This is a genomic window from Aliarcobacter trophiarum LMG 25534 (genome assembly GCF_003355515.1).
Taxonomy (GTDB): Bacteria; Campylobacterota; Campylobacteria; order Campylobacterales; family Arcobacteraceae; genus Aliarcobacter; species Aliarcobacter trophiarum.
Map to the genome: position 1 here is coordinate 793,155 of NZ_CP031367.1, position 19,140 is coordinate 812,294.

21 protein-coding genes are annotated in these 19,140 nt (G+C 29.1%); 10 read left to right on the forward strand and 11 right to left on the reverse strand.

From position 1 onward, the window contains the following. Positions 1 to 10 precede the first annotated feature (10 nt). The 3 genes from rplQ to guaB all read left to right on the forward strand — a co-directional run bounded on the left by rplQ (position 11) and on the right by guaB (position 3,339). Positions 11 to 361, forward strand: coding sequence for a 50S ribosomal protein L17 (gene rplQ, locus ATR_RS04155; RefSeq protein ID WP_105910829.1), 351 nt, complete (start codon positions 11 to 13; stop codon positions 359 to 361). A gap of 157 nt (positions 362 to 518) precedes the next feature. Continuing rightward, positions 519 to 1,877 carry an Asp-tRNA(Asn)/Glu-tRNA(Gln) amidotransferase subunit GatA gene (gatA, locus tag ATR_RS04160; protein ID WP_115428220.1) on the forward strand — a complete coding sequence of 453 codons (1,359 nt, stop codon included), beginning with the start codon at positions 519 to 521 and terminating at the stop codon, positions 1,875 to 1,877. Positions 1,878 to 1,893: 16 nt separating this feature from the next. Beyond that, complete coding sequence (guaB, locus tag ATR_RS04165; protein WP_115428221.1) at positions 1,894 to 3,339, forward strand: IMP dehydrogenase; 1,446 nt, start codon at positions 1,894 to 1,896, stop codon at positions 3,337 to 3,339. A 61-nt stretch (positions 3,340 to 3,400) separates the two neighbouring features. Here the strand turns inward: guaB and ATR_RS04170 are convergent, their stop codons facing one another. The 3 genes from ATR_RS04170 to panB are packed head-to-tail and all read right to left on the reverse strand — an operon-like array spanning position 3,401 to position 6,302. Then, the gene (locus ATR_RS04170) at positions 3,401 to 4,429 is read right to left on the reverse strand and encodes an AI-2E family transporter (protein WP_115428222.1); all 1,029 of its coding nucleotides are present in this window, start codon (positions 4,427 to 4,429) and stop codon (positions 3,401 to 3,403) included. Then, positions 4,426 to 5,463, reverse strand: a complete 1,038-nt coding sequence (ruvB, locus tag ATR_RS04175) for a Holliday junction branch migration DNA helicase RuvB (RefSeq protein ID WP_115428223.1) — start codon at positions 5,461 to 5,463, stop codon at positions 4,426 to 4,428. Before ruvB ends, ATR_RS04170 begins: the two co-directional genes overlap by 4 nt. Before the next feature lie 29 nt (positions 5,464 to 5,492). After that, positions 5,493 to 6,302 carry a 3-methyl-2-oxobutanoate hydroxymethyltransferase gene (gene panB / locus ATR_RS04180; protein ID WP_115428224.1) on the reverse strand — a complete coding sequence of 270 codons (810 nt, stop codon included), beginning with the start codon at positions 6,300 to 6,302 and terminating at the stop codon, positions 5,493 to 5,495. 97 nt (positions 6,303 to 6,399) lie between these two features. Between panB and trpA the strand changes: the two genes are divergently transcribed. The 3 genes from trpA to ATR_RS04195 all read left to right on the forward strand — a co-directional run bounded on the left by trpA (position 6,400) and on the right by ATR_RS04195 (position 8,309). Beyond that, on the forward strand, positions 6,400 to 7,140 hold the full coding sequence (gene trpA, locus ATR_RS04185) for a tryptophan synthase subunit alpha (protein ID WP_115428225.1): 741 nt from the start codon (positions 6,400 to 6,402) through the stop codon (positions 7,138 to 7,140). A gap of 1 nt (position 7,141) precedes the next feature. Next, positions 7,142 to 7,885 carry an arginyltransferase gene (locus tag ATR_RS04190; protein WP_115428226.1) on the forward strand — a complete coding sequence of 248 codons (744 nt, stop codon included), beginning with the start codon at positions 7,142 to 7,144 and terminating at the stop codon, positions 7,883 to 7,885. A gap of 79 nt (positions 7,886 to 7,964) precedes the next feature. Further along, positions 7,965 to 8,309, forward strand: a complete 345-nt coding sequence (locus ATR_RS04195; RefSeq protein WP_115428227.1) for a hypothetical protein — start codon at positions 7,965 to 7,967, stop codon at positions 8,307 to 8,309. Between the two features lie 7 nt (positions 8,310 to 8,316). Here ATR_RS04195 and feoB read toward each other — a convergent pair whose 3' ends face one another. Further along, positions 8,317 to 10,230, reverse strand: coding sequence for a ferrous iron transport protein B (feoB, locus tag ATR_RS04200; protein WP_115428228.1), 1,914 nt, complete (start codon positions 10,228 to 10,230; stop codon positions 8,317 to 8,319). 2 nt (positions 10,231 to 10,232) lie between these two features. Next, entirely contained in the window at positions 10,233 to 10,451 is a 219-nt protein-coding gene (locus tag ATR_RS04205) for a FeoA family protein (protein ID WP_115428229.1), read from the reverse strand. A 143-nt stretch (positions 10,452 to 10,594) separates the two neighbouring features. Here ATR_RS04205 and ATR_RS04210 point away from each other — a divergent pair, with 143 nt between their 5' ends. After that, entirely contained in the window at positions 10,595 to 11,038 is a 444-nt protein-coding gene (locus ATR_RS04210; RefSeq protein WP_115428230.1) for a Fur family transcriptional regulator, read from the forward strand. A 58-nt stretch (positions 11,039 to 11,096) separates the two neighbouring features. On the opposite strand, the gene ATR_RS04215 is transcribed toward ATR_RS04210, so the two are convergent. The 5 genes from ATR_RS04215 to ATR_RS04235 form a co-directional block, all read right to left on the reverse strand. Continuing rightward, positions 11,097 to 12,332 (reverse strand): argininosuccinate synthase, encoded by a 1,236-nt coding sequence (locus ATR_RS04215; protein WP_115428231.1) that lies wholly within the window; start codon positions 12,330 to 12,332, stop codon positions 11,097 to 11,099. Between the two features lie 85 nt (positions 12,333 to 12,417). Then, positions 12,418 to 13,218 carry an ABC transporter permease gene (locus ATR_RS04220; protein WP_115428232.1) on the reverse strand — a complete coding sequence of 267 codons (801 nt, stop codon included), beginning with the start codon at positions 13,216 to 13,218 and terminating at the stop codon, positions 12,418 to 12,420. Next, positions 13,218 to 13,811: a 16S rRNA (guanine(966)-N(2))-methyltransferase RsmD gene (gene rsmD / locus ATR_RS04225; protein WP_115428233.1), complete on the reverse strand. Its 594-nt coding sequence runs from the start codon at positions 13,809 to 13,811 to the stop codon at positions 13,218 to 13,220. The genes ATR_RS04220 and rsmD overlap by 1 nt, the downstream gene beginning before the upstream one ends. A gap of 19 nt (positions 13,812 to 13,830) precedes the next feature. Then, positions 13,831 to 15,375 (reverse strand): ribonuclease Y, encoded by a 1,545-nt coding sequence (gene rny, locus ATR_RS04230; protein ID WP_115428234.1) that lies wholly within the window; start codon positions 15,373 to 15,375, stop codon positions 13,831 to 13,833. A 6-nt stretch (positions 15,376 to 15,381) separates the two neighbouring features. Continuing rightward, positions 15,382 to 15,918, reverse strand: a complete 537-nt coding sequence (locus tag ATR_RS04235; RefSeq protein WP_115428235.1) for a 5-formyltetrahydrofolate cyclo-ligase — start codon at positions 15,916 to 15,918, stop codon at positions 15,382 to 15,384. A gap of 59 nt (positions 15,919 to 15,977) precedes the next feature. Between ATR_RS04235 and ATR_RS04240 the strand changes: the two genes are divergently transcribed. The 3 genes from ATR_RS04240 to ATR_RS04250 are packed head-to-tail and all read left to right on the forward strand — an operon-like array spanning position 15,978 to position 18,342. Further along, the gene (locus tag ATR_RS04240) at positions 15,978 to 16,523 is read left to right on the forward strand and encodes a TlpA family protein disulfide reductase (RefSeq protein ID WP_115428236.1); all 546 of its coding nucleotides are present in this window, start codon (positions 15,978 to 15,980) and stop codon (positions 16,521 to 16,523) included. Between the two features lie 8 nt (positions 16,524 to 16,531). Next, positions 16,532 to 17,464 carry a signal recognition particle-docking protein FtsY gene (gene ftsY / locus ATR_RS04245; RefSeq protein WP_115428237.1) on the forward strand — a complete coding sequence of 311 codons (933 nt, stop codon included), beginning with the start codon at positions 16,532 to 16,534 and terminating at the stop codon, positions 17,462 to 17,464. Positions 17,465 to 17,478: 14 nt separating this feature from the next. Then, a complete protein-coding gene (locus ATR_RS04250; protein WP_115428238.1) occupies positions 17,479 to 18,342 on the forward strand; it encodes a hypothetical protein in 864 nt (287 codons plus the stop codon). Between the two features lie 35 nt (positions 18,343 to 18,377). Here the strand turns inward: ATR_RS04250 and ATR_RS04255 are convergent, their stop codons facing one another. Further along, complete coding sequence (locus ATR_RS04255) at positions 18,378 to 19,118, reverse strand: thioredoxin fold domain-containing protein (RefSeq protein WP_115428239.1); 741 nt, start codon at positions 19,116 to 19,118, stop codon at positions 18,378 to 18,380. Between the last annotated feature and the right edge of the window lie 22 nt (positions 19,119 to 19,140).

Consider the following 19,140-nt stretch of genomic DNA (forward strand, 5'->3'; position numbering starts at 1 on the left):
AGGGTTTAAGATGAGACATAAGCACGGTTATAGAAAGTTAAATAGAACTTCTGCTCATAGAAAAGCATTGTTAAAAAATTTAGCTATTGCAATTATTGAGAGAGAAAAAATTGAAACAACTGTTCCAAAAGCAAAAGAGTTAAAAAGATATATAGAAAAATTAGTAACATCTGCAAGAAATGCTGATTTAAATACACATAGATATGTATTTGCAGCATTACAAAGCAAAGAAGCTACTAAAAAATTAATAAATGAAATAGCACCAAAATACGAAGGTAGAAATGGTGGTTATACATCTATTATTAAAACTAGAATTAGAAAAGGTGATGCTACTCCAATGGCATTTATATCTTTCATCTAATCTTTCAAGGGATAGGAAACTATCCCTTTTTTTTACTCTACAAAACTAACATATTTTTAAAAAAATAACTATATAAAATCCACTTACACCTTTTTTAAACTAAATTTTGGTAAAATCAGGCGTTTATTATACCTAGAAATCTTAGGAGAACCAGTTTATGACTTTAAAAGAAGCATTAAAATTAAATAGTGAAGATATAGAAAAATTAAAAGAAGATTTAAAAATAAAGATTAAAAATAGTGGTGTTGGTGCTTATATTGAGCAGATAGAAAATAAAGAGATAAGTAGTTCTGGAAATGGGGTTCCCATAGCTATTAAAAATAATATAAATGTTAAAAATTGGGAGCTTGATTGCTCTAGTAATATTTTAAAAGGGTATATCTCTCCTTTTAATGCAACAGTTGTTGAAAAATTACAAAGTGCTGGTTTAAGCCCTTTTGGACTTACAAATATGGATGAGTTTGCCATGGGAAGTTCAACAGAAAGTTCATCTTATGGTAAAACATTAAATCCTATTGACAATACAAGAATTCCTGGTGGAAGTAGTGGAGGAAGTGCTGCTGCTGTTGCTGCTGGAATAGCTATTGCTGCACTTGGAACAGATACAGGGGGAAGTATTAGGCAACCTGCAGCTTATTGTGGTGTTGTTGGAATGAAACCAACTTATGGAAGAGTTTCTAGATATGGTATTGCTGCTTACTCATCATCTTTAGATCAATGTGGACCAATAACTCAAAATGTTGAAGATGCAGCTATTTTATACGATATAATAGCTGGTTATGATGAAAAAGATTCAACTAGTGCAAATATTCCTTATACAAAAATTACTCCAAATTTAAATAGCAATAAAAAATTTACTATTGCTGTAATTGATAATTTTGTAGCTCAAGCTTCTAATGAAATACAAACTGCCTTTAATAAAGCAGTTGAACTTTTAAAAGAGCAAGGTCATAAAATTGTTCATACAAATATGATAGACACAAATAAGATAATCTCTACATACTATATAATATCAAGTGCAGAAGCAAGTGCAAATTTAGCTAGATTTGATGGTGTTAGATATGGGGCTAGAAAAGGTGACGGAAATTTAAAAGATATGTATGTAGATACAAAAACAGAAGGTTTTGGATATGAAGTCAAAAAAAGAGTTATGGTAGGCTCATTTGTATTAAGCTCTGGATATTATGATGCTTATTATATAAAAGCACAAAAAGTAAGAAGCCTTATTAAAGCTGAATTTGATAAAATTTTTGAGAATTCTGATTTGATTTTATCACCAGTTGCTCCAACAACTGCACCAAAATTTGGCTCATATTCAAATGCTTTAGAGATGTATTTAGCTGATATATACACAATTGGAGTAAATTTATCAGGTCTTCCAGCTATTAGTTTACCCGTTGCAAAAGACAAAGAAGGACTTCCAATAGGACTTCAATTAATCGCAAATAGTTATGAGGAACAAACTCTGTTTGATGGTGCTTTATCTATGGAAAAAGCTGTTAAGTATATAAAATAATTGAATAGGATTTACAATGAAAATAAGAAAAAGAGCTTTAACTTTTGAAGATGTATTGTTGGTACCTGCTAAATCGCAAGTACTTCCAAAAGAGGTTTGTACTAAAACAAAACTTACTAAAAATATTGAACTAAATGTTCCTTTTGTAAGTGCTGCTATGGATACAGTTACTGAATATCAAGCAGCAATTGCAATGGCAAGACTTGGTGGAATAGGAATAATTCATAAAAATATGGATATTGAAGCTCAAGTTTTACAGTGTCAAAAAGTAAAAAAATCTGAATCAGGTATGATAATAGACCCAATTACAATAAAACCAAATCAAACACTTCAAGATGCTGAAGATATTATGGCTACATATAAAATTTCAGGTGTTCCTGTTGTTGATGATAATGGTATTTTGGTTGGTATTTTAACAAATAGAGATATGAGATTTACAAAAGATTTTAGATTTAAAGCATATGAAAAAATGACAAAAATGCCACTAGTAACTGCTAAAGAAGGTACAACTTTAGAACAAGCAGCTGAAATTATGCATCAAAATAAGATAGAAAAACTTCCAATAGTTGATGATAATAATAAATTAATCGGTCTTATTACAATTAAAGATATTAATAAAAAAATAGAGTATCCAAGTGCTTGTAAAGATGAGTTTGGAAGATTAAGAGTTGGAGCTGCAATTGGAGTTAATCAACTTGACCGAGCTAGAGCTTTAGTTGCTATTGGAGTTGATGTTTTAGTTTTAGACTCAGCTCATGGACATAGTAAAGGGATAATAGATACTGTAAAAGCAATAAAAAAAGAGCTAAAAGTTGAGCTTATTGCTGGAAATGTAGCAACTGCTGAAGCAACAAGAGATTTAATTGCAGCTGGTGCTGATGGAGTTAAAGTTGGAATTGGACCTGGAAGTATCTGTACAACTAGAATAGTTGCAGGTGTTGGAGTTCCTCAAATGAGTGCTATTGATGAGTGTTCAATTGAGGCTAAAAAGACTGAAACACCAATAATTGCTGATGGTGGAATTAAATATTCTGGTGATGTAGCAAAAGCTCTAGCTGTTGGTGCTAGTTGTGTTATGATGGGAAGTGCATTAGCTGGTACAGATGAGTGCCCAGGTGAAGTAATTCTTTATCAAGGAAGAAAGTTCAAATCTTATAGAGGAATGGGAAGTATTGGTGCTATGACAAAAGGAAGCACTGATAGATATTTTCAAGAAGGAACAGCTGCTGATAAACTAGTACCAGAAGGAATAGAAGGAAGAGTTGCTTATAGAGGAACTATTGCTGATATTATTCATCAAATGGTTGGTGGTTTAAGAAGTTCTATGGGATATTTAGGTTCTAAAGATATTGCAACTTTTCAAGATACAGCAGAGTTTGTAGAAATTACAAGTGCAGGGCTTAGAGAGTCACATGTTCATGATGTAACTATTACAAATGAAGCTCCAAATTATCATGTATAAGAAATAGATTAATCTTTTAATTTTAAAAAGCCTAGATATTTTATCTAGGCTTTTTTATTTTTTAGAAATTGCTATATTTTTTTATGAGATGCATAATAGAGACAAATAAGCTAACCATAGCAGGACCAATTATCATTCCCCAAAAACCAAAAGTTCCAAGCCCTGCAACTATTGCAAAAAATATTAAAAGAGAGTTGATTTTTGTAGGAGTTTTGACGATTCTTTTATTTATATAGCTTATTATTAAAGGTTTTATAAAAGTATCAGCAATGATTGAGATAACCACTATAGAGTATATAGCAATAAAAATTGCATTAAAAAAAGTACCTGTTGCAGCTTCATATATAGCTACAGGTAGCCACATAATAACTCCACCAATAACAGGAACTAAAGAGGCAAATCCATATAAAACTCCAAAAAGAAGACCATTGTAACCAAAGGCGGACAAAAATGCTCCAAATAAAAAACCTTGGAAAATTGCAGTTGTAAGAATAGAGTAAAACACAACACTCATTACACTTGAAGATTCATTAAATAGTATATTTGCATCATCACTATTTATAGGAGTTAAATCCTTTAGATATTGTGCAATTTGATTTGAAAATAGGGTAAAAAAGAAGAAAAATATTAAAATTAGAATCATATCTAGCATAAATTTAGCACTATTTTTTCCTAAATAAGCACTAAAACTTACTAATTCTTGAACAATTTTTCCAATATCAATCTGTTTTGTTATATTTTGAAGAAAATCTTGCATAAAGCTAATTTCAGCCAAAAAACTAAGACTTGAGTTCTTTATCTCATTTAGATTTTGAATTAAAAGAGCTTGATCTACTTGATTGAAAAAAGTGGCAAAAGATAATATACAGTATAAAATAGGTAAAAAGAATAGAGCAGTCATAGATATTGTAAAAATAGATGAGCTAATAACTCTATTCTTTATTTTTTGATTTAGTCTTAAATATAGTGAATTTGTAGCAATTGTAAGCAAAGTTGCTACAAAAATTGATTTAAGAAAGGGATTAAATAGTTCAATTATAAAGTAAAATAGCAAAAGTGCTAAAAGTATTAAGAAATATATTGGTTTCAAAAAAGGTTTCCTTGTTGTTGGTTTTTGGAACTATTCTCAAATTTTGGTGGAGTGAGTCTAAACATATCATATGCTTTTATACTAGCAACTCTTCCACGAGCTGTTCTTTCAATATAACCATTTGCTAGTAGATATGGTTCAATGGCATCTTCAATAGTTCCTTCATCTTCACTTAAAGCAGCAGCCATTGTAGATAGCCCCATAGGTTTTCCACGATTTGAAATAAGAAGTTCAAGAAGATTTATATCCATCTCATCAAAACCGTGTTCGTTTACTCCTAACTCATCAAGGGCATATTTACAAGTATTTAAAACTATCTCTTTTTCATTTGCAACTTGTGAGAAGTCTCTTACTCGTCTAAGAAGTCTTAAAGCAACTCTAGGAGTTCCACGGCTTCTTTTTGATATTTCCATACTTGCATCATTTTTTGAGTTCATTCCTAGTTTTAATGAAGCTTTTTGAATTATTTTTGCTAGTTCTTCTTCTGTGTAAAACTGCATTCTAAAATGCATTCCAAATCTCTCTCTTAAAGGATTTGATAGCATTCCAGCACGTGTTGTTGCACCTATTAGTGTAAATCTTGGTAGATCTATCTTAACGGTTTGAGCTGCTGGTCCACTACCAATAATAATATCAAGTCTATAATCTTCCATAGCAGGGTATAAAATCTCTTCTACTGTAGGACTTAAACGGTGAATTTCATCTATAAATAAAATATCACCCTCTTCAAGATTAGTTAAAATTGCTGCTAAATCACCACTTTTTTCAATCATAGGTCCAGCAGTTACTTTTATATTTGAGTTCATCTCATTTGAGATTAAATATGAAAGAGTTGTTTTTCCAAGCCCTGGTGGTCCATAAAATAGAATATGGTCAAGTGCTTCAGCTCTTTTTTTTGAGGCATCTATAAAAACTCTAAGGTTTTTTTTAATCTTTTCCTGTCCTATATAATCATCCCAATTTGAAGGTCTTAAACTCTGCTCATTGCTCTCTTCTTCAAAAGAGACTTTTTCTACTTCTACTAATCTTTGCACACTAAAGCTCCGCTTTAAAAATTTTCATATTAGTACTCTTCATTTTGAGATGGAAAACTTTGTTTTTGTACATCATCTCTATATTGTTCAACAGCTTCTTTTACCAATTTTGCACCATCTAAATATCTTCTTACAAATTTTGGTTTAAACTCTTCAAAAAAGCCTAACATATCAGACCAAACTAAAACCTGCCCATCACAATCTTTCCCAGCTCCTATTCCAATAGTTGGTATTTTAACACTTTGTGAGATTTTCTTTGCTACATCACCTTTTACACCCTCTATTACTATTGAAAAAGCTCCAGCCTTCTCAACAGCTATTGCATCACGGATTAGTTGTTCTTCATCATCTTTTGTTTTTCCTCGAACCTTATATCCACCCTCACTTCGCACATATTGAGGCATTAGTCCAATATGAGCCATAACTGCAATAGAGTTTTTTGTTAAATGATTTATTATTTCTGCTCTATCTTCTCCACCTTCTATTTTTACAGCACTAGCAAGTGTTCTTCTATAAACTTCTGAACAGTTTTTTAAAGCTTCGTCTTTATTAATATAAGTAGAAAAAGGCATATCAGTTATTATAAATGCATCTTTTGCCCCATTACAAACGGCATTTGTATGGTAAATCATCTGTTCTAAAGTTGCACTTAAAGTATCGCTTTTCCCTGCAAAGCTCATATTTAAGCTATCTCCTACTAGGATCATATCAGCACTATCTTTAAATAAATTTGCAAAAAGTGCATCGTAGGCAGTTATTACTGTTAGTTTATATTTATTTTTTGCCTCTTTTATCTTTGTAATATTTAATTTTTCAAAATTGTGTTTAATTATACTCATATTAAAAATCCTAAATTAAAATGGTTTAAATTATAGCCAAAAATAGATTTTAATTAGGTTTTTGATAAAATCAAGTAATTTATTTTTAGGAAGAATTTTGAAGAAATTAGTTGCATATATTACTACATCTTATCCAGATAGAGAATTTACAGTTGATTTAGCTCTTTCATTAAAAGAGAGTGGAGTAGATAGTTTAGAATTAGGTGTTCCTTTTAGTGATCCTGTTGCAGATGGACCAACAATTGAAAAAGCAAATTTTTTATCACTTAAAAATGGATTTAAAATTGAAGACCTTTTTTATGTTACAAGTAAAATAGCAGATAAAATTGATACTTTGTATATGGGATATATGAATCCCTTTTATCACTATGGTTTTAGTGATTTTCTAAAAAAAGCAAGTAGTTCTGGTGCTACAGGAACAATTATTCCTGATTTACCTTTTGAAATGGTAAAAAGATATGAAGATGATTTTATAAAAAATGGTATTTCAAATATTACATTTGTAGCACCTACAACACCAAAAGATAGAATAAAAATGTTGGTAGAAAATTCTCAGAAATTTATTTATATGGTAGCATATACTGGAATTACTGGAAGTGGTAAAAGTGAAGACTTATCAGAAATTATAAATAATGTAAGAGAATTTACACAAACACCACTATATATTGGTTTTGGAGTAGATGAAAAAACTTGCAAAGAGAAAAGTAAAGGTGTAGATGGAGTTATTGTAGGAAGTGCTTTTGTAAAACATATCTTAGATGATAATTTAAGTAGTAGTGAAAAAATTAAGAAAATATCTAAAATGGCAAAAGAGATAAAAGAGAAGATAAACGAGTAAAATGAAGTTTTTTAGTCAAGATTTAGAGTTTTTTGAAGAAAATAGAGATTGTTCATATTTTAAAGATAAAAAGTCAGATATTAGATATAGATTTTTAAATTTTTGTAGTATTGAAGAGTACCAGAAAAAGCTGGAAAGAGGTTGGAGAAGGTTTGGGAAAATACATTTTGTGCCAGAGTGTAAAAGTTGTACAAAATGTGTATCTATGAGGATTGATGTAAAAAACTTTGAGTTTTCAAAGTCACAAAAAAGAGTTTTAAATAAAAATAGAGATACAAAAATTTTAATAAGACCACCCTCTGTTACAAAAGAGCATTTATCTTTATATCATAAATATCATAGTTATATGAAGGATAAAAAAGATTGGAACTATGTTCAAATAGATTATGATGATTATATAAAATCTTATGTAGATGGAAACGTAGAATTTGCAACAGAGTTTTTGTATCTTAGAGATGATAAATTAATAGGAGTTGCCTTAGTTGATATTTTACCAAAATCAATATCCTCTATCTACTGTTTTTATGATCACGATTTTGAGGAGTTCTCTATAGGTAAATTCTCTATTTTAACACAAATAAATATAGCAAAAGAGCTAAATATTCCATATATTTATTTGGGATACTGGATTGATAAACATTACTCAATGGGGTATAAAAAAGAGTATATGCCTTTTGAAATTTTAACAAATAGAGCAAATTTAAATGAAGAGCCTATATGGGAAGAATTTAAACAAGAGAACTAATTTTTTTGTAAATATAGAAAAAATTATTATAGTTAAAATAAAATTTAATTATAATCTCAATTTAAAATGAAGGATTTGTATGAAAAATTTAGTTATTTTTATATTTTTTTCTACTTTGCTTTTTTCGCAAGGTACAGATGAACAAAAACCATATAACCCAAATGTAGATTGTCTAATTTTAGAGGATGAGAACTCTATAATTTGTAAGTTTGATGTTGAGCTAAATAGTGAAAGTAATCAAACATTGATTATAAACTGGATTGACCCAAATGGGACTATTTCAAGAACAAGAGAGATGATAATACCAGCAGGTGATAGTTCTGCTTATGATTTTAGGTATCTTGATGGGAGAGAAAAAGGTAAATGGGATTTTAAAATTATTTACAACAACAAAGAGTATACAACAAAGTTTGAATTAAAATAGAAGTAGCTTAAATTGCTACAACTATTTTTGTAATATTATATGCTATAAATGACATTATCCAAGCCGTTGATGTAGTAAATACAAATAAATATCCAAGATATTTCCATCCTCCAGCCTCTTTTACAAATACCATAGAAGCAGCTAAGCAAGGAAGATAAATCATTACAAAGACTATAAACGAGATTGCAGCTTCAAAAGGTATATTTGTTTTTATTTTTTCAATTAAAGTTATAGTTGGCTCATCTGGATTTTGGCTCTCACCTAATCCATATAAAATAGATAGAGTTGAAACAACAATCTCTTTAGCTGCTAATCCAGCTTCAAGTGCAACAGTCATTTTCCAGTCAAATCCTAAAGGTGCAAAAAGTGGTTCACTAAATTTTCCAACAATTCCTAAATATGAGTTTTCAAGATTGTATAAAGCTAGTTCATTTTGTAGTTCTTGCTTTGCCTCATCACTATTTGCTAACTCTATTTTTTGATTTATCAAATCTTCAAAATCTGGATATTTTGGGTAGTTACTCATAAACCATATTAAAATAGAAGCTGCTAAAATAAAAGTCCCAGCTTTTTTAAGATACATTAAGGCCTTATTTGTAACCTCTTTATAAATTAGTTTAAAAGAAGGAAACCTATATTTTGGCATCTCCATAACAAATGGTTCATCTTGCCCTTTAAAAATTACAACTCTTAGAATTTTAGCTGCAAGTAAACCTAAAATTGCACCGCAAATATAGATTAAAAATAGAGTATTTCCAGCATTCTCAACACCAAAAAATGCTCCCACAAAAAGTACATAAATAGGAAGTCTAGCTCCACAAGACATAAAACCAATAATAAATAGAGTTAATAATCTATCTCTTTCATTTTTTAAAGTTCTAGCTGCCATATAAGCAGGAACAGAGCAACCAAAACCAGTTACTAGTGGAATAAATGATTTTCCATGAAGTCCAAATTTATGGAAAATCCCATCTAGCAGAAATGCTACTCTACTCATATATCCAGTTCCTTCAAGTAAAGAGATACCCAAAAATAAAATTAAAATATTTGGTAAAAACATAACAACTGCACTAACTCCAGCTATTACTCCATCTGCAATTAAGGAAGAGAATTGATTTTCTCCAATTATCTCTTTAATAATATCAGCAAACATAGAAAAAGTGCTATCTATATAATCCATAGGAATTTCACCTAATGTAAATGTTAGTTGAAATAATCCCCACATTAAAAATAAAAATATAGGAAGACCAATAAATTTATTCATCAAAATGGTATCTATTTTTTCTGTAACTGTTTTCTCTTTGGTGATTTTAATCTCTACACAGTTAGAAACTAAATCTTTTACAAAATTAAATCTTTGAGTTAAAATCTCATCATTAGATGGCTCTTTTGATGTAAAAAACTGATTAGAGTAAGTTTTTTCCTCTTTATAGGTTTTTACTATCTGTTTTAATAGCTCATCAACTCCCTCTTTTGTTCTAGCACTTGTTTTTATACAAGGTTGATTTAACAAAGATGATAGTTTTTGGCTATCTATATTTATTCCCTCTTTTCTTGCTTCATCACTCATATTTAAAACAATAATCATTTTTTTGTTAAGAGAGAGCAATTCACTTGTAAGGAGAAGGTTTCTTTGAAGATTTGTTGAGTCTAAAATATTTATGATAATATCGTAATTATCTTGGTTTAAGAAGTTTTTTACAACTTTTTCTTCTATAGAGTAGTTTGTAAGAGAGTAAGAACCAGGTAAATCAGTTATTTTAATATTGTAATCATTATATTTAAAATTTACCTCTTTTTTTTCAACAGTAACTCCTGAAAAATTACCAACTTTTAGTCTTGAGTTAGAAATAGAGTTAATAAGCATAGACTTACCAACATTTGGTTGTCCTACAAGAGCAACCCTTATAGTATTAGTCATTTTTATCCAACTTTGATATTAATTGCTTCACTATATCTTAGGGCAACTTTTGATTGATTTATTTTTATTTCAATAGTCTTTTTAGCTAAAGACTTTGCTGTTACACAAATTTGACTTCCTGCAATTATTCCAAAAGAGTATAATCTATTTCTTAAAATATCATCACAATTTATAGCTTTTATTGTAACTACTCTTTCTAAATCTAAATCATTTACTGACATCTATAAGTCCTTAATATACTGATAATGATTATTGTAATATAACGGTTATTAAAACTAGTTGATTTATATCAACAAGAATAGAAAAAGTTTGAAATTTTTTAAAACTTTAGATATACTAGAATTTTATTTTTTAGAGGTGTTTTATGATAAATAGTAGTTATGAAGAGATTATAGAAGAGTTAAAGAAAATTGTTAAGCAAAAAGGTCTTAAATATACAGAGCAAAGAGAGATTGTTTTAAGTATATTACTTCATGCAAATGGTCACTTAACAGCAGAAGAGGTTTATAATCAAATAAAAAAAGATTACCCTAGCTCAAACGTTGGAATTGCAACAGTATATAGAGCTTTGAGCTTTTTAGAAGAGGTTGAACTTATAGCATCACTTAATTTTGGTGTAGATGGGAAAAAGTATGAGAGCAATATAAAATCACATCATGATCACTTAATCTGTACCTCATGTGCAAAAATAGTTGAATTTGTTGACGAAGAGATAGAAAAAAGACAAGAGAAAATAGGAAAAGCTAATAAGTTTAAAATTACAGACCATTCAATGCAATTATACGGTCTTTGTGAAAGTTGCCAATAAGTTTTAAAGTATAATAGCTCATAAAATAATTTATGAGCTATTATTTATAATCTTACGATTATCTTTGTTTTTTTCCTGCAATTACAAGTCTTAAAGCATTTAATCTAATAAACCCTTCTGCATCTTTTTGATTATAAACTTCATCTTTTTCAAATGTAGAGTATGCATCATCATATAAAGATTTAATTGACTCTCTTCCTACAACCATTACATTTCCTTTATAAAGTTTTAATTTTACTTTACCTTCTACATTTTTTTGAGTTGCATCAATTGCTGCTTGAAGCATCTCTCTTTCTGGACTGAACCAATATCCTTGATAGATTAGTTTTGCATATTTTGGCATTAACTCATCTTTTAGGTGAGCAGCTTCTCTATCAAGAGTTAATGACTCAATAGCTCTATGGGCTTTTAACATAATTGTTCCACCTGGAGTTTCATAACAACCACGAGCTTTCATACCAACATATCTATTCTCAACAATATCTACTCTACCAATACCGTGTTTATTCCCAAGTTTATTTAAAGCTAAAAGTAAATTCGCAGGAGTTAGTTTCTCTCCATTTAATTCAATAGGGTCACCATTTTTATACTCTATTTCAATATATTCAGGTTTATCAGGTGCATTTTCTGGACTTGATGTCCAAAGCCACATTGACTCTTCAGGCTCATTTGCTGGATTTTCTAAGTGAAGTCCTTCATAAGAGATATGAAGTAAGTTTGCATCCATAGAGTATGGGCTTATTTTTGGATTTCCATTTTCGTCTAGGTGTTTTTGAGATATTTCAATATTATGTTTTCTTGCATATTCTAGTAAGCTCTCTCTTGAGTTAAGTTCCCACTCTCTCCAAGGTGCAATTACTTTTAAATCTGGATTAAGTGCCAATGCTCCTAGCTCAAATCTAACTTGGTCATTTCCTTTTCCAGTTGCTCCATGAGATACAGCTTGTGCACCTTTTTCATTTGCAATTTCAACTAGTTTTTTTGCAATTAATGGTCTAGCAATTGATGTTCCTAAAAGATACTCTCCTTCATAAATAGCATTTGCTCTAAACATTGGGAAAACATAATCTTTTACAAACTCTTCTTTAACATCTAAAATATAAACATTCTCAGGTTTAATCCCACATGCTATTGCTTTTTTTCTAGCAGGTTCTACCTCTTCTCCTTGTCCTAAATCAGCTGTAAAAGTGATAACTTCAGCATTATATTCATCTTGAAGCCATTTTAAAATAATAGATGTATCAAGCCCACCACTATATGCTAATACTACTTTTTTTATATCTTTTTTACTCATAACTTTTTCCTATTTTTAGTAATTTATGGTGTGGATAATACCAAAATTTTGTTATAAATCCATTTAAACAATATTTTGCTATTTATTAATTTTTAATCAACTCTTTTTTATTTGCTATATTTTGTAGATAATCACTTATTTGTATCAAACAAAAAGTTATTATAAATATCATAAGACCTGGAAAAAAACTTAAATGCCAAGCAATATCTATTACAGCTTTTCCATCACTTAACAGACTTCCCCAGCTCATTTGTGGTGGATTTACTCCAAGACCTAAAAAAGATAACCCAGATTCTGCTAAAATTGCACCAGCAACACCAAAAGAGAAAGAGATTAAGAAAATAGGGGCTAAAAGTGGAGCAAAATATTTTAAAATAATTTTTGTTTTGCTAACATTACTTAGTTTTAATATTTTTATAAATGGTCTATTTGCAAGAGCAAAACTTTCACTTCTTATCATCCTTGACATTCCCATCCAAGAAGTAATTGATATTACAATTATCAAAACAAAAGAGTTTGCTTCAATATACGAAACCAAAGCTAAAAGTAAGAAAAAAGTTGGAAAAGTCAAAAATAAATCAATTAAAATAGTGATAGTTTTATCAATATTTCCTTTGAAATAACCAGCAGTTATTCCAATAATTAAACCTAAAAAAGATGAAAAAGAGGATGCTAGAAAACCTATAATAAGAGAAGTTTGCCCACCTTGTAAAACTCTAGCAAAAATATCACGACCTAATCTATCTGTTCCCATAATATGCTCAAAAGATGGAGACAAAAGGATTTTTTGTGGATTTAATTCATATGGAGATACTGTATAAAAAATTGGAGCTATAAACATTGATAAAGCTACAAATAAAAGCAAAAATAAAGAAAATCTAAACATCAAATTGTATAACTAAAGTAAGATAGTGAACTTTTACCAAACTTTCTAGTTTTTTCTAAAGAGAATTTTCCTAAAACTTTTGGAACTTCTAATTTTGACTCATGTTCTACTATTATTTTAAAAATATTGTCAACTTCAATATTTTCAATCATTCTAAATGACTTTAGATAAATATCTTCCATACCATCTCTAAAATCAAAAGGAGGATCTACATATAAAATAATCTCCTCTTTAGAATTTTTTAGGAATTCTAAAATTACAGGTGTTTGAACAAAGGCATTTCCTTGAATAGTTTGACATTTCTCAATATTTATATTTTTACAGTTTTTTAGTAAAATTGAATAAGAGTTTTTATCAAGTTCTATAAAATATGCTCTTTTTGCACCTCTACTAATAGCTTCAAGACCAATAGAACCACTTCCTGCAAAAGCTTCAATAAATATTTTATCAATAATATCAAACTGCAAAACATTAAAAACAGACTCTTTTAAAACAGCCTTTGAACTTCTTGTAACATCTAAAGATGGTAAGTTTAAAACTTTACCCTTATATAAACCTGCTATTATTTTTGTTGTTGGTTTTACTCCGTTCATTTTTTACCTTTTTTATAGATTATCTAGCATAGCTTTCAGCACGTATCTCTCTTATCACGTTTATTTTTATCTCACCAGGATATTGAACTTTCTCTTCTATCTCTTTTGCTATTTGAGTAGCTAAAAGCACTGCTTCATCATCATTTACAAGTTTTGCATTTACAATTACTCGTACTTCTCTTCCAGCATTTATAGCATAAGCATTAGTTACTCCAATTTTACTTGTAGTTATATTTTCAATCTCTTCAACTCTTTTAAGAAAACTTTCAAGAACTTCCCTTCTTGCTCCTGGTCTTGCAGCACTTAATGCATCTGCAGCACAAACAGCAGCACTTTCAACATTTATTGGCTCTTCATGTCCATGATGAGCATAAATTGCATTTATTACAGTTTCACACTCTCCAAATCTTTGACAAATTTCTGCTCCTAAATCAACATGGCTTCCAGGAGCTTCATGTGTTAAAGCTTTTCCAATATCATGTAGTAAACCAGCTCTTCTAGCTAATATAGCATCTCCCCCCATTTGAGCAGCAATAAGTCCAGATAAATGAGAAACTTCTAAAGTGTGGGCTAATGCATTTTGACCATAAGAGGCTCTATATCTTAATCTTCCAACTAGCTTGATAAGTTCAATATGCATTGACTTGATTCCAAGCTCCATAATAACATCTTCACCTTCTTTTTGTATATTTTTATCAAATTCAGCTTTTACTTTGTTGTAAATCTCTTCAATTCTAGCTGGTTGAATTCTGCCATCTTCTAGTAGTTCTTGGATAGTTCTTGTAGCAACTGCTCTTCTATATAGATTAAAAGATGAAACAGTTATAGTATTTGGAGTGTCATCTATTATTATATCAACTCCTAGAAGCATCTCAAGAGCCTTTATATTTCTTCCCTCTTTTCCAATAATTTTCCCTTTAGTCTCTTCATCATTTAAAGGAATATTATTTATAAGTCTTTCTGCTGCAAACTCTCCTGCATACCTTGTAACTGCTTGAGATAAGATATTATTTACCTCTTGTTTTGAGTTTTGCTCTGCTAATTTATATTTTTTTCTAAAGATTGAAGCAATTTCTGCTCTTGAATCCTCTTTTACCTTTTCAAGCATAAGCTCTTTTGCTTCACTTTTCGTAAGTCCACTAGCATTTTCCAATATTTTGATTGCTTCAAGAGTTTTTTGTTCATAAGTTCTTTTTTGCTCTTCAATACCATCTTTTAAGATTGCAATTTTTCTATTGTTTTCACTAATCTCCTCTTTTTGAGTTTTTATAAGTTTTAATTCACTTTCAAGATGCTCATTTAGCTCTTTTTCTTTCTTTTCAATCTTAAAAAGCATATTTTCATACTCTTTTCTAGCACTTTTGAACTCTCTGTCACACTCAAATTTTGCTTTTAGTTGAGCATCTTTTAGTGCAACTTCTGCTTCGTGTTCTATAACTCTTGCTTTTGCTTTTGCTTGTTCTATGAAAACTTCAAACTTAGCTTTATTTATCTTCTTTGAAATAAAAACTGTAACAAGGGAACTAAAAGCTCCAAATGCAACAGATATTAATAAAATCTCCATTTTAACCTATCCCGTAATTATATAATCTGCTTCAATATCGTAATTATCACTTAAAATTTCTTTACTTTTACAAAGTTCAAGTTGTATAAAAACTATTTTTGGTCTGTATTTCAATCTATGAAAGAATCTATCATACATCCCTTTACCAAACCCGATTCTTTTGTTTAAAACATCAATTCCAACAATAGGAACTACTGCTAAGTCAATCTTTTTTGGTTTTAAAAAAGAGTTTGTTGGCTCTTTTATATTAAACTTTTTTTTATGAAGAGGTAGTCTGTACTTTACTATTTTAAAACTATCATCTTCCATAAATGGTACATAAACTATCTTTTTTTCTCTTCTTAACTCATTAATTAAAGGTTTTATATCTACTTCTATATCAAGAGGGATATACAACAAAATATTTTTTGCATCATTAGTATGTATAATACTCTTTAATTTTTGAATAACTCTTTTATTTTTTGAGTATTTTGAGAAAAGTGCAACAAAATTTAATCTTTTAATAGATATTTTTCTAAAATCACTTTTATGATTTGCATTCATTTAAGCCTCACTTAGGTAAAATCTCTACCTAATAAACAATTTTATCTAAAGGAATTAAAATGAAGTTTAAAACTTTAGCGATTTTAACTATTTTACCAATTTTATTTTTTTCTGCTTGTGATTCAAAAAGTGATAAAAATCAAAAAGCTACAATAAATAGTACTGAAAACCAATTTATTCTAAATACAATTAATAATTCACAAATAAATATATCTTTAAGTGAAGATAAGATAAATTTGAAAGATACAGATGATAAGATAGTATTATTAAACTTCTTTACAACTTGGTGTCCTGCTTGTAAGGTTGAAATTCCAAATTTAGTTCAAATTCAAGAAAACTACAAAAATGATGTTGTTGTAGTTGGAATTTTACTTGAAGAGTTTAAAACAAATGAAGAGTTAAATGAGTTCTTCAAATCATATAATGTAAACTATAATATAACAAACTCTAGCGAAGCTTTTGATTTTGCAAAATCATTAGGTGGGATAAAAGCAATTCCCACAATATTTTTGATTGATAAAAATGGGACATTTATTCAAAAATATACTGGTTTAGTACCAAATGAGATGTTAGAGACAGATATTAAAAAGCTTTTAGAAAAATAGGATAAAAAATGTTTAGTTTTCTTAAAAAAGATAAAGAGAAACAAGTTGTTGATAATATAGAAGAGAGTGAGAGCTTTTTTTCAAAGGCTTTTAACAAAACATTCTCTTCAATAAAAAATATAGTTCCTCAAAAAAAAGAGAAAATATCTTTTGATGAGATTGAAGAGATTTTAATTGAGGCTGATGTTGAGTATGAGATTATAGAAAAGGCTATGAATGGTTTGCCTTCTATGATTTCAAGAAAAGAGTTAAGACATAGACTAGTGATGCTTTTTGAACATGCTCCAGAGGTTGATTTATCAAACCTTCCAAAACCTTATGTAAGATTGATAATTGGTGTAAATGGTGCTGGAAAAACTACAACTATAGCTAAATTGGCTGCTAAGCTAAAAAAAGAGGGACAAAGTGTAATTTTAGGAGCAGGAGATACTTTTAGAGCTGCGGCAATAGAACAGCTTAGTTCTTGGGCAACAAAGCTTGATGTTCCAATAATAAAAACAAAACATGGACATGATTCAAGTGCAGTAGCTTTTGATACAATTAGTTCTGCAATTGCTAGAAATATAGATAATGTTATTATTGATACAGCAGGAAGACTTCAAACTCAAGCAAATTTAAATAATGAGTTAAAAAAAATAGTAAAAGTTTGTGAAAAAGCTTTAGAAAACAAACCATATCAAAAACTAATGATTTTGGATGGAACACAGGGAAATAGTGCAATTGCTCAGGCAAAAGCTTTTAATGAAATCGTTGGAATAGATGGTATTATTGTAACAAAACTAGATGGAACTGCAAAAGGTGGAGCACTGTTTTCTATATCAAATCAGCTAGAACTTCCTATTTTTTATATAGGTGTTGGAGAAAAACAAGATGATTTAATAGAGTTTAGTCCTGATTATTTCGTAGATAGTCTGCTTGATGAGATTTATGTTAAAGATTAATTGAAGAGGGAAATATGAAAAGAAGAACTAAAAATTTTGTTGAAGATATATTGATTATACTTAGTATATTTTTTATTTTATATTTAATCTATTTTTTTGCTTTTAAACAAGATGATGAGTTATCACTTGAAAGTATAAAAAATGAGACAAAAGTTGAGATAGTAACGCAAGAAAAAGAGATTGTTTCAGAAAGTAGTTTTTTAAAAAAAGTATATGAAGAGATAAAAGAGAAAATTTTTCAAGATACAAATGAAGATGAGACAAGTAGTATAAAACAAGTGGAGAAGAAAGAGGAGAGTATAAAAAATATTCATCTTTCTCAAAGGGCTGAAATATTGTCAAAACAAGATGAAAGAGTAAGAGAATTAAGTGTTAAAGAGCAAATAAGTGATGAACCAAATATTGAAGTTGTAAAGCAAGAAGAGATAAAAGATAGTAGTTCTGAAAAAGTAGAAGAGAAGTTAGAAGAGAAGGCAACTATTGAAGAAAAAACAACTATTGAAGAAAAAAAAGAGGAGCAGACTGAACAAGCACCTTTAGAAACAAAAGTATATGAAGAGATCAAAACAGATGAAAATAGTGATGAAGCACATAATGATATAGGGAATATTGATGAGTTTTTTTATAGGTTTGATAAAAAAGTTTATAGTAATATAGATAGAAGTTTTGATAAAACAAGTTTTAAAAGAGGGGAGTTTGTAAATATTAGAGTAACTATTTTAAAAGATGGAAGTTATGAACAATTAACTTTTTTAAATGGGAATAGTGAATATTTCAATAAGATAAAACCACAAATTGAACAGATGTTTCCCTTAAATATCGAAGAGAATTTAAAAGGTCATTTTCCTAGATATTATAGAATGAAGATAGATTTTTAAAGCTAACTTCATTCATACAAATAGATATATTTTTACTATTTAACAGATATTTTATATTTCTCTAAAAGTTGAACCCAAATTACTGAGTGTCCATCTTTATCAAAAAGGGCTGGTGTTCCTTGAACTCCTAAGTTAAGACCTAGCTCTATATGCTCATTTAATTTCTTTTCAAGTCTTTCTAACTCATTTTTTGAGTATTTTGCATTTTTAACTTTGCTTAAATCATCTCCAATATTAAACTCAAACATCGCATTTATTTTTTCATCTTTTGTCTTCTTACTCATTATATAAATACTTAAATCTCTTGCATTTTGGTGAAAATCTAGAGGAAAGAAAAATACTTTAATTTTTACTTTATCTTTTATTTGAGGTAAATATGATTCGAATTTTTTACAGTATGTACATTCTGGATCTGTAAAAAAAACTAATTCTTCTTTTCCTTCTCCATAAGTAAATGCTTCTTTATCTTTTAAGATAGTTAAATCTACAGGAGCTTTAACTTGCATACCATTTGATGTATTTATAACAGCACCAGAGATAAGATAGTTCTTGTCTTTTGTTAGAAAAATCTCATCTTTATTTCCTTTAACTATTATTGAAAGAAGATATAAACTTCCAACATCATAAGCTTTTTCAACTTTGATTTCAGCATTTTTAAATAGAGCTAAATTTTCAAACTCTGCTATTTGCTTAGCTGATACCTCTTTATCTTTAGCATTTAAAGTTATAGCTAAAAATAAAGTTACAAATATTATATTTTTTAATATTCTAGACATATTTTTCCTTAAATTTTTTTGC